The following is a 6420-nucleotide window of genomic DNA, read 5'->3' as shown; positions in this document are numbered from 1 at the left end:
ACATTGGCAAAGCTAACTTTACTCCGAAAGGAGCTTGAGGCAACCATACCTCACCTCTGGGGCAACCATACCCCGACTCCTCTCTCATGGTAGGCGGTTTTAACCGCTACTGCGTGTTCCTCTCCGGTCTCGCATACACGGAGTTTCCCACGACGAAGGAATTTTATGATTTAAAGGGGATGACACCCCTAGTGCGGTAATTCTTTGGGATGGCGTACTGAAGAGTCCTTGTGTATAGCTACCGAGGACGGTCGAAAAACTAAGATCGGTTTGATCTGAGGTGGGTTAACCCCACTTTTTTTTATTGGAGAACAATTTTCCTATGACTCATCCCCTAATTCCACAGCTAATCGATTTGGCAACCCCGATAGCCGAACAATTGGGATTGGAGGTTGTAGGTGCTGTGTTTCACACCAATCAACGCCCACCTGTACTGCGGGTGGATATCCGCAACTCTGTCAGTGACACCAGCTTAGACGACTGCGAAAGGATGAGCCATGCCCTAGAAGCACAGTTAGATGCCATGGATATCATTCCAGATGCCTACGTTTTGGAGATTTCTAGTCCCGGCATCTCGCGAGAACTTAGCACAGATAGAGAGTTCATTTCCTTTAAAGGGTTTTCCGTCATTGCCCAGCTTTCTGAACCATATCAGGGTAATCGAGAGTGGCGAGGGCAATTAATTAACCGGGATGATACGGTAGTTTACCTCAACCAAAAAGGTCGTGGAATCACAATTCCCCGTCAGCTAGTAATCCGGGTACAGCTAGACGATAAAAAATGAAAAATTGTTTGTTGTTGGTTGTTCGTGATTAGTTGTTTGCAATTGGGGCGAGAGCCAATTGTTGGTCAAGCAACGAAATCTAACAGGTGAGACGATTGTTATGTAACAAACAACAAACAACAAACAACTAACAACAAACAACAAACAACAAACAATAAACAACACTATTAGGGAGAATAAGCTTATGTCGATAATTAAGCTATATGGTCTGAAAAAGATGATCGACGAGATCTCACAAAGCCACAATCTACCAAAGACTGCCGTTCAACAAGCGCTAATAGAAGCACTGATCAAAGGTTACGAACGCTATCGTCGGGCACAACGGATGGAGCGACCCCATTTTGACGATGACTACTTTAACAACTTTGAAGTGGAACTTGATGTTGAAGAAGAAGGGTTCCGCATTTTATCAACCAAAACTATCGTTCACGAAATCACCAACAGCGACCATCATATTTCCCTTAAAGAAGTTCAAAAAGTAGCATCTGAGGCACAAGTAGGTGACTCGGTAGTTGTTGATGTCACCCCAGATCAAAATGAATTTGGGCGGATGGCCGCTATTCAAACCAAACAGGTACTATCCCAAAAACTACGAGATCAGCAGCGCAAGCTAATTCAAGAGGAATTTGAAGAATTAGAAGGAACCGTTCTCCAGGCAAGAGTCCTGCGGTTCGAGCGACAATCGGTAATTATGGCAATCAGCAGTGGCTTTGGTCAGCCCGAGGTTGAAGGCGAACTGCCGAAGCGAGAACAGTTACCCAACGACAACTATCGCATCAACAGTACCTTTAAGGTCTATCTCAAAAAAGTCCGGGAAGGTCCGCACCGGGGACCTCAACTCGTCGTTTCCAGAGCTTCTGCTGGTTTGGTAGTCTATCTATTTGCCAACGAAGTCCCCGAAATTGAAGATGAAGTAGTGCGAATCGTAGCCGTGGCTAGGGAAGCTAATCCGCCCTCACGACATGTTGGACCGAGAACAAAAATCGCAGTCGATACTTTAGAAAGAGATGTCGATCCCGTCGGTGCTTGTATTGGTGCTAGAGGCTCGCGGATTCAAGTAGTAGTGAATGAATTGCGAGGGGAAAAAATTGACGTGATTCGCTGGTCCCCCGATCCCTCTACCTATATTGCCAATGCCCTCAGTCCAGCACGAGTGGATCAAGTACTGCTAATGAATCCAGAGGGTCGTCAAGCTCACATTCTAGTGGGAGAAGATCAATTAAGTTTAGCCATTGGCAAAGAGGGGCAAAATGTCCGCCTTGCTGCCCGACTCACTGGCTGGAAGATTGATATTAAAGATGGTGCTAAGTACGACTACGAAGCCGAACATCGTAAAATGGAGGCATTACAAGCAACAGTAATCAATGTCGAAAAGATGCTAGAGGATGACAATGACGCGATAGAAACCTATAATCCCCAAGATACCGATCTAGAAGAAGAGTAGGGAATCGGGAGGGGTGAGAGAGTTTTGAGGAATGAATTTTCAGTTAAAACTCTCCTCCCCCCACTCCCCACTCCCCAGAATAGTTCTCAGTGTTGAGTGTTGAGTTTTCAATTAAAACTTAAAACTCAACACTCAACACTCAAAACTCAAAACTCAAAACTCTCTTCCCCACTCCCCACCAGATGGAACCAAATTACCGTCGTTGCCTTAGTTGCCGTAAAGTGGCACCGAAACAAGCCTTCTGGCGTGTTGTCCGAGTCTATCCATCAGGAGAGGTACAATTAGATCGGGGGATGGGTCGCTCTGCCTACATCTGTCCTCAAGCCAATTGTCTGACAACCGCTCAAAAGAAAAACAGACTGGGGCGTGCCCTTCGCGTATCGGTGTCAGAAGAACTCTATCAACTGTTGTGGCAGCGTCTAGCCGCCATGGCAGAAGAGGCAACCGAGGGAAGTTCTCCTGAGAAATTATCAAAAAATACCAACTAATATCTCCTATCAGACAGGAGGAATCGTTAGGATAGTAGAAGCGCGATCGGTTTTCAGTCACGATCCAAGAGGTGGGGGGTGAGTGGGACAGGGGTGAGGGGAAGGATAAATATAGTTTTATTTTTCGTTATAGGAAGCGTGTCTGTGGAGGTCGAATTAGAAAATTGTAGCAAATTGCTCCAGATTTGTTAATATTTGTGGAAGATTGAACAATCTTTAGTAAAGTTGTAGTTTTCACACATTGGGTACAACACAAGTCAGTAACCCCGGTCTAAAGACATGGTGGCTCTGCATGAGTAATCGGCAAGCCATACTGACCAGACCACTCACTCTCTTTAGCCGTTATTTGAGTCACGACACCCTGTGGAGCCGTAGCTAGTCCCCAGCTCTGTCATCTGCAATTAAACAGTTTTAAGGTCACTGAAACAGTGTTGCAGATCTAAAAAGCTCTTATAACAGGTCGTATAGCTAACATTACCCAGCAATGGGTTGGAGACAACCAGATCTCCATCGGAGGGGGAACCATACCCTTCCATCCCGAAAGGGGTAGGCGATTAAAACCGCTAACTCGTTTTCATCCCCAGTCTCAAGACATGGGGTGTTCAAAATCGAAGGATTTCTATGATCAAGCAGTCATTCGAGCGTGTAGTTATGGTGTAAAAAATGTTATGTAAGACGGGGGAATAGTGGATGAACAACGGCAAAATCAGAATTTACGAATTATCACGGGAATTGAACTTGGACAACAAAGACATTTTGAATATCTGCGAAGGACTCAATATAGCAGTTAAAAGTCACAGTAGTACGATTACGGAATCGGACGTGCAACGGATTCGGGGGGCGGCAGAAAACTATACCGAAAGTCCAACAACGGTTAAAAACCGTGAGGGTACGACAACCGCTGAAGCAAGCGCTAAGTCTCCATTGCCTCAAAAATCAGGACGCCCCAACCCTCAGCAGAAACAGCAAATCCTCAGCCTGAAACCCAAGTCTCGTCCTAGTTATCAACAGGGGTCTACTCAACTGGCAACCCCTCCGCAACCGCCCGTTAAACCCAGCGTGAACCTACCACGTCCCCCCGTTAATGTGAATCGACCCAATCGGGTGAATCAGGCGGATAAACCGTCCCAATCAGTCGATGAGTCAGAATCACAGGTTTTAGAGGAGCAACCAACGACACCCAGTATTGAAGAAAAACCGCAACTGGTTCAACCCCCTTCAAGACAGATGTCGTCAAAACAGCCGGCGGCTCAAGTTGAGCGCCCAGTTTTGAAACGGGCACGCCAGGAGTCGTCAGAGTCGGGTTCTAGTGCCGTCCAAACTCCGACTAAATCGCCAAGTACCAAACCATCCCGACCTCCTTCTGAATCGAAAGCGCCAGTAAGAGGCGGCGCTCCAACAGCCCCACCAGTTCCCAAACTCCAAGCACCGCCAAGACGAGAAGTGGCAGCTAAGACAGGGGTGTCGAAGCCTGGTACAGCCCAAGAAGGGGGAGATGACGAAGAAGTCCTGTTTGAAAGTCCAGAGGATATCCTCAAAGAGGTTAAATTAAGGCGACCAACACCGCCGAAACAGGTTAAAAAGAAAGAGTGGGAGGACGAAGAAGAAGAAGGAAAAGAAGCCTCTAAACTAAAAGCTGCTGGAAAAGTTAAGCGGCGACCTAAACTAATTGAAGATGAAGAGGACGATGATCTCGTCGCAGGTTTACAGGACATCGGTGCTGCAAGTATGTTAAGCGAGGCAGTACTCCGTCCCACCAAGCCGAAGTCACGCCCAACTCAGTCGGTGGCAACTCCTACTGTCACACAGAAGAAAAAACCGACTACTAAAGGTAGCGGTAGCAGTAGCAGCAAGTCGGATAGTCGCGATCGCAATAATCGAGACAAAAAAGCCGTACCTGAGCGTCCAGATAAAGTCGTCTTAACAGACTCTCTCACTGTCAGAGAACTAGCCGCTAAGTTAGAGATTGCTGAAACTGAAATTATCAAAAAGCTATTCTTCAAAGGAATGGCGGTAAACATCACTCAAACCCTAGATCTTGGCACCGCTAGTATGGTAGCCGAGGAACTTGGTGTGGAAGTGGAAACTGTCGCCGAAGCAGCTCCTGCCACTAAGGTGACAGAGATGCTAGAGGCAGGGGATATGGAAAACCTGTGGCGGCCACCAGTTGTGACTATTATGGGTCACGTCGATCATGGTAAAACTACTCTGCTCGATGCTATCCGCGCTACCAAAGTGGCTCAAGGAGAAGCGGGTGGAATTACCCAGCACATTGGTGCTTACCATGTTGATGTGGATCATGAGGGTACAACCCAGCAGGTAGTCTTCCTCGATACCCCTGGACACGAAGCCTTCACCGCGATGCGAGCAAGAGGAGCAAGAGTTACAGACATTGCCATCTTAGTCGTAGCGGCCGATGATGGGGTTCGTCCTCAAACGATTGAAGCCATCAGCCACGCTAAAGCGGCTGAAGTCCCGATTATTGTTGCCATCAATAAGATTGACAAAGCTGAAGCTCAACCCGATCGCGTTAAGCAAGAATTAACAGAATACGGGTTAGTTCCAGAAGAGTGGGGTGGCGACACCATTATGGTTCCAGTCAGCGCTATCCAAAAAGAAAACTTGGATACGCTGTTGGAAATGATCCTACTAGTGGCGGAAGTTCAAGATCTCCAAGCTAACCCGAATCGACCTGCTAGAGGTACGGTGATCGAAGCTAATCTGGATAAATCCAGAGGTCCGGTTGCCACCCTATTGGTACAAAATGGTAGCCTGCGAGTGGGCGATACTCTAGTCGCTGGTTCGGTATTCGGTAAGGTGCGAGCCATGATCGATGACCGGGGGGCTAAGGTAGAGGCAGCTTATCCCTCTTTTGCTGTGGAGATATTGGGCTTGAGCGAACTCCCGGCTGCGGGTGATGAGTTTGAGGTATTTGCACAAGAAAAAGAAGCACGATCAGTTGCTGACAAGAGGAGAGACGAGCAGCGCCTTTCCCGACTACAACAGGTCATGGCATCTCGCCGCGTTACCCTCAATAGTCTCTCCGCTAAGGCTCAAGAAGGCGAACTTAAAGAACTTAACTTGATTTTGAAGGCTGACGTGCAAGGCTCCGCAGAAGCGATTCTCGGTGCCCTCAAGCAGTTACCTCAGAATGAAGTGCAAATTCGAGTCCTCTTTGTTGCTGCTGGTGAAATCACTGAAACTGATGTTGACTTAGCGGCGGCTAGTGGTGCGGTGGTGATTGGGTTCAATACCACCCTGGCTCATAGCGCTCGCCAAGCGGCTGACCGAGAAGGGGTTGATGTGCGGGAATATAACATCATCTATAATCTCTTGGATGATATTCAAGGGGCGATGGAAGGCTTACTTGAGCCAGAAATGGTTGAAGAGTCTCTGGGTGAAGTGGAAGTTCGCGCCGTCTTCCCAGTTGGGCGCGGTGCGGTTGCAGGTTGCTATGTTTTATCTGGCAAAGCAATTCGTAATTGCCACATCCGGGTTCGTCGTCATGGCAAAGTCATTCACGAAGGTCTTCTGGATTCCCTCAAGCGGATGAAGGATGATACTAAAGAGGTCAATGCTGGCTATGAATGTGGTATCGGTCTTGATAAGTTCAATGGTTGGATGGAAAAGGATATCATTGAAACCTTCAAGATGGTGAGTAAGCGACGGACTTTATCGCTAACTTAGTCCTTTTAAGGATGAAG

General features: G+C 47.5%; 4 protein-coding genes. All 4 read left to right on the top strand.

The annotated features are described in order from the left end of the window. The first annotated feature begins 322 nt into the window (after positions 1 to 322). The 4 genes from rimP (at position 323) to infB (ending at position 6403) form a co-directional block, all read left to right on the top strand. Positions 323 to 784, top strand: coding sequence for a ribosome maturation factor RimP (gene rimP / locus NJ959_RS05325; RefSeq protein WP_254010716.1), 462 nt, complete (start codon positions 323 to 325; stop codon positions 782 to 784). Positions 785 to 968: 184 nt separating this feature from the next. Continuing rightward, a complete protein-coding gene (gene nusA / locus NJ959_RS05320; RefSeq protein ID WP_254010715.1) occupies positions 969 to 2228 on the top strand; it encodes a transcription termination factor NusA in 1260 nt (419 codons plus the stop codon). Positions 2229 to 2410: 182 nt separating this feature from the next. Next, the gene (locus NJ959_RS05315; RefSeq protein WP_254010714.1) at positions 2411 to 2716 is read left to right on the top strand and encodes a YlxR family protein; all 306 of its coding nucleotides are present in this window, start codon (positions 2411 to 2413) and stop codon (positions 2714 to 2716) included. A gap of 690 nt (positions 2717 to 3406) precedes the next feature. After that, positions 3407 to 6403, top strand: a complete 2997-nt coding sequence (gene infB / locus NJ959_RS05310; protein WP_254010713.1) for a translation initiation factor IF-2 — start codon at positions 3407 to 3409, stop codon at positions 6401 to 6403. The last annotated feature ends 17 nt before the right edge of the window (positions 6404 to 6420 follow it).

The organism is Limnofasciculus baicalensis BBK-W-15 (genome assembly GCF_024178385.1).
GTDB classification, from domain to species: domain Bacteria; phylum Cyanobacteriota; class Cyanobacteriia; order Cyanobacteriales; family Coleofasciculaceae; genus Limnofasciculus; species Limnofasciculus baicalensis.
Note: the sequence above shows the minus strand (reverse complement) of the source record. Positions and strands in the feature narration are given on the sequence as shown.